1 protein-coding gene is annotated in these 3,240 nt (G+C 45.7%); it reads left to right on the top strand.

Going from position 1 to position 3,240, the window contains the following annotated elements; all coding sequences use genetic code 11:
* Positions 1 to 853: 853 nt before the first annotated feature.
* Positions 854 to 991, top strand: coding sequence for a hypothetical protein (locus B6S09_RS18505; protein ID WP_169713362.1), 138 nt, complete (start codon positions 854 to 856; stop codon positions 989 to 991).
* Positions 992 to 3,240 lie beyond the last annotated feature (2,249 nt).

The raw sequence follows: 3,240 nt of genomic DNA, 5'->3' as shown, positions 1-3,240 counted from the left end.
AGATGTGTATAAGAGACAGGATGAACCCGCCTTCGTCCCTTTCAGAGCTTGGCGTATTTGGTGTAATTGGTGTATTTGATTTAAGGTAGGTAGGAGAGATGAGCCCAGTTTCCTTCGTCCCTTTCAGAGGTTGGCGTATTTGGTGTATTTGGTGTATTTGATCTAGGACGGCGAGATGAACCCGCCCTCGTCCTTTTCAGAGCTTGGTGTATTTGGTGTAATTGGTGTATTTGATTTAAGGTCGAGGAGATGAGCCCAGTTTCCTTCTTCCCTTTCAGAGGTTGGCGTATTTGGTGCAATTGGTGTATTTGATTTAGGGTCGGGAAGGCGAGACCGGTTTCCTTCTTCCCTTTCAGAGCCTGGTGTATCTGGTGTAATTGGTGTATTTGATTTAAGGTCGAGGAGATGAGCCCAGTTTCCTTCGTCCCTTTCAGAGGTTGGCGTATTTGGTGTATTTGTTTTAGGACGGCGAGATGAACCCGCCTTCGTCCCTTTCAGAGCTTGGCGTATTTGGTGTAATTGGTGTATTTGATTTAATGCCGGGAAGATGAACCCAGTTTCCTTCTTGCCTTTCAGAGCTTGGTGTATTTGGTGTAATTGGTGTATTTGATTTAAAGCGGCGAAATGAGCCCGGCTTTCTACGTTCCTTTCAGATGCTGGTGTATTTGGTGTATTTGGTGTAGTTGATTAAAGACCTGCGAGACGAGTCAGCTTTCGTCCCCTTCAGGGCTTGGTGTATTTGGTGTAATTTGTGTATTTGATTCAAGGTAGGAAAGATGAGCCCAGTTTCCTTCGTCTCTTTCAGAGGTTGGCGTATTTGGTGTATTTGGTGTATTTGATTTAGGACGGCGAGATGAGCCCGCCTTCGTTCTTTTCAGAGCTTGGTGTATTTGGTGTAATTGGTGTATTTAATATCAGCCCGCTTTCATCATTTTCAGAGCTTGGTGTATTTGGTGTAGTTGGTGTATTTAATTTAAGGCCGGGTAAATGAGCCCAGTTTCCTTAGTCCCTTTCAGAGTTTGGCGTATTTGGTGTATTTGGTGTATTTGGTTTAGGACGGCGAGATCAAACCGCCTTCGTTCTTTTCAGAGCTTGGTGTATTTGGTGTAATTGGTGTATTTGATTTAGGGTCGGGAAGGCGAGACCGGTTTCCTTCTTCCCTTTCAGAGCCTGGTGTATTTGGTGTAATTGGTGTATTTGATTTAAGGTCGAGGAGATGAGCCCAGTTTCCTTCGTCCCTTTCAGAGGTTGGCGTATTTGGTGTATTTGTTTTAGGACGGCGAGATGAACCCGCCTTCGTCCCTTTTAGAGCTTGGCGTATTTGGTGTAATTGGTGTATTTGATTTAAGGTAGGTAGGAGAGATGAGCCCAGTTTCTTTCATCCCTTTCAGAGGTTGGCGTATTTGGTGTATTTGGTGTATTTGATCTAGGACGGCGAGATGAGCCCGCCCTCGTCCTTTTCAGAGCTTGGTGTATTTGGTGTAATTGGTGTATTTGATTTAGGGTCGGGAAGGCGAGACCGGTTTCCTTCTTCCCTTTCTGAGCTTGACGTATTTTAAGGTAGGTAGGAGAGATGAGCCCAGTTTCCTTCGTCCCTTTCAGAGATGAGCCTGCCTTCGTCCCTTTCAGAGCTTGGTGTATTTGGTGTATTTGGTGTATTTGAATTGGGGACGGCGAGATGAACCCGCCTTCGTCCCTTTCAGAGCTTGGCGTATTTGGTGTAATTGGTGTACTTGATTGAAGTATGTAGGAGGGATGAGCCCAGTTTCCTTCGTCCCTTTCAGCGGTTGGTGTATTTGGTGTATTTGGTGTATTTGATTTAGGACGGCGAGATGAGCCCGCCTTCGTCCCTTTCAGAGCTTGGTGTATTTGGTGTTATTGGTGTATTTGAATTAAGGTCGGCGAGATGAGCCCTGTTTCCTTCGTCCCTTTCAGAGCTTGGTGTATTTGATTTAAAGCGGCGAAATGAGCCCGGCTTTCTACGTCCGTTTCAAATGTTGGTGTATTTGGTGTATTTGGTGTAATTGATTCAAGACCGACGAGACGAGTAAGCTTTCGTCCCCTTCAGGGCTTGGTGTATTTGGTGAAATGTTGTGCTCAAAGGTGACGTACCATCATCATGACGGTGATAAATGTGCATCACTCAGCCGTTCCAGTCGTTCATGGCTCCCTCGGTTCGTTTCAGGGGTTGGTATATTAGCTGTAATTGACTTTTCGGACTCGAGTAGGCCGTAGGCTAGGCTGCGATCTGTTGTTGTCCTGGTCATTGTTGTTGTTACTTAGGCAATAATCTTGCGACGATTGGTTTAGGCACCAGCTGTATTAACATCCACCCACGTATCACTGCTCAGTTCCACTATTGGTGAGGCTAGGTCCTATGTTATGAAATGTGACCCAATTGTAGAGCTTTTTAGGTTCGCTGACTATTCTGGCGTGCCTTTTTTCATCGACGGCATACTTTTTATGGAATGAGTTACGCGCTGTTTTTGCTAGAATCTCTCTGGTGGTACTATGCCTCCCCCGCAATACTAAATAGTGCCACCGAGGCCACACTGGTTGCGGCAGATAATTGCTGAACCCAGGTTTTAGCCCAGGATGTGAAAGTCCTTTCTGCCATTGAATGCAAGAATGACTCGCAATTTAACAAAAAGATTGACGTAGGCAGGCCCTGGCCGTGAAGATTATGTCAGATCATACTCTGCCAACCAGTACGGCAGTCTGTATGTACTGTTACGTTTGTCGTCCCCCAAGTGTGAAAAGGAAAAATTAAGCGAACAGTATGATCTTTTGATGAGTTCAGCATTCCCGGAGGGTGTACCTCTGCTCTGCACCGGTGCCTTTGGAAGCGTCAAATGCAAAATCACGAATCGCCTCTGTAGGTTTACTAGTCACATCAAATATACTAACTTTTCAAATGAGAATGGATGGAAGGAGCCAATTTGTGCAGGCCCGCTCAGAATCAAATACACCAAATACACCAGCACCGGTGAGCTCAACCGACTCCTTCCATCTCCTTCAGGGCTGGTGTATTTGGTGTATTTGGCGTATTTGATTTTGAGCGGGCCTGCACACCTTCGTTCCTTCCATCCATTTCAGGGCTAGTGTATTTGGTGTAATTAGTGTATTTGATTTAGCAGGTGAGCTCAACCGGCTCCTTCCATCTCTTTCAGGGCTGGTGTATTTGGTGTATTTGATTCTGAGCGGGCCTGCACAAATTGGCTCTGTCTCTTATACACATCT

The sequence above is a fragment of the Oceanimonas baumannii genome (assembly GCF_002245495.1).
GTDB classification, from domain to species: Bacteria; Pseudomonadota; Gammaproteobacteria; order Enterobacterales; family Aeromonadaceae; genus Oceanimonas; species Oceanimonas baumannii.
Note: the sequence above shows the minus strand (reverse complement) of the source record. Positions and strands in the feature narration are given on the sequence as shown.

What these genes read in the sequence shown, in the direction of transcription:
- B6S09_RS18505 (WP_169713362.1), top strand. Translation starts at nt 854, where the DNA reads ATGAGCCCGCCTTCGTTCTTTTCAGAGCTTGGTGTATTTGGTGTAATT.